This window comes from Vibrio galatheae (genome assembly GCF_000967545.1).
GTDB lineage: Bacteria > Pseudomonadota > Gammaproteobacteria > Enterobacterales > Vibrionaceae > Vibrio > Vibrio galatheae.
In genome coordinates, this window is sequence record NZ_JXXV01000023.1 from 1 (window position 1) to 1,666 (window position 1,666).

Here is a 1,666-nt window from a genome sequence, read left to right on the forward strand (position 1 = left end):
AACTACATAAACCATCAATCTGTGTGAACACTCATCGCAATAATCATCGTATAAGGAGGTGATCCAGCCCCAGGTTCCCCTAGGGCTACCTTGTTACGACTTCACCCCAGTCATGAACCACAAAGTGGTGAGCGTCCTCCCCGAAAGGTTAAACTACCCACTTCTTTTGCAGCCCACTCCCATGGTGTGACGGGCGGTGTGTACAAGGCCCGGGAACGTATTCACCGTGGCATTCTGATCCACGATTACTAGCGATTCCGACTTCACGGAGTCGAGTTGCAGACTCCGATCCGGACTACGACGCACTTTTTGGGATTCGCTCACTCTCGCAAGTTGGCCGCCCTCTGTATGCGCCATTGTAGCACGTGTGTAGCCCTACTCGTAAGGGCCATGATGACTTGACGTCGTCCCCACCTTCCTCCGGTTTATCACCGGCAGTCTCCCTGGAGTTCCCACCCGAAGTGCTGGCAAACAAGGATAAGGGTTGCGCTCGTTGCGGGACTTAACCCAACATTTCACAACACGAGCTGACGACAGCCATGCAGCACCTGTCTTACAGTTCCCGAAGGCACCAAAGCATCTCTGCTAAGTTCTGTAGATGTCAAGAGTAGGTAAGGTTCTTCGCGTTGCATCGAATTAAACCACATGCTCCACCGCTTGTGCGGGCCCCCGTCAATTCATTTGAGTTTTAATCTTGCGACCGTACTCCCCAGGCGGTCTACTTAACGCGTTAGCTCCGAAAGCCACGGCTCAAGGCCACAACCTCCAAGTAGACATCGTTTACGGCGTGGACTACCAGGGTATCTAATCCTGTTTGCTCCCCACGCTTTCGCATCTGAGTGTCAGTATCTGTCCAGGGGGCCGCCTTCGCCACCGGTATTCCTTCAGATCTCTACGCATTTCACCGCTACACCTGAAATTCTACCCCCCTCTACAGTACTCTAGTCTGCCAGTTTCAAATGCAATTCCGAGGTTGAGCCCCGGGCTTTCACATCTGACTTAACAAACCACCTGCATGCGCTTTACGCCCAGTAATTCCGATTAACGCTCGCACCCTCCGTATTACCGCGGCTGCTGGCACGGAGTTAGCCGGTGCTTCTTCTGCAGCTAACGTCAAATCCATACGCTATTAACGCATGAACCTTCCTCACTGCTGAAAGTACTTTACAACCCGAAGGCCTTCTTCATACACGCGGCATGGCTGCATCAGGCTTGCGCCCATTGTGCAATATTCCCCACTGCTGCCTCCCGTAGGAGTCTGGACCGTGTCTCAGTTCCAGTGTGGCTGATCATCCTCTCAGACCAGCTAGGGATCGTCGCCTTGGTGAGCCCTTACCTCACCAACTAGCTAATCCCACCTGGGCATATCCTGACGCGAGAGGCCCGAAGGTCCCCCTCTTTGAGCCGAAGCTATTATGCGGTATTAGCCATCGTTTCCAATGGTTATCCCCCACATCAGGGCAATTTCCCAGGCATTACTCACCCGTCCGCCGCTCGACGCCGTTAACGTTCCCCGAAGGTTCAGTTAACTCGTTTCCGCTCGACTTGCATGTGTTAGGCCTGCCGCCAGCGTTCAATCTGAGCCATGATCAAACTCTTCAATTTAAGATTTTGTCGGCTCAATGAATACTGAACATTACATAAAGTAATGTTTGAATTGACTGTG

Annotated in this window: 1 rRNA gene; it reads right to left on the reverse strand. The window is 52.5% G+C overall.

The window, feature by feature from the left end:
- Positions 1-51: 51 nt before the first annotated feature.
- Positions 52-1,605: ribosomal RNA gene (locus TW81_RS13200) — 16S ribosomal RNA — on the reverse strand.
- Positions 1,606-1,666: the final 61 nt, after the last annotated feature.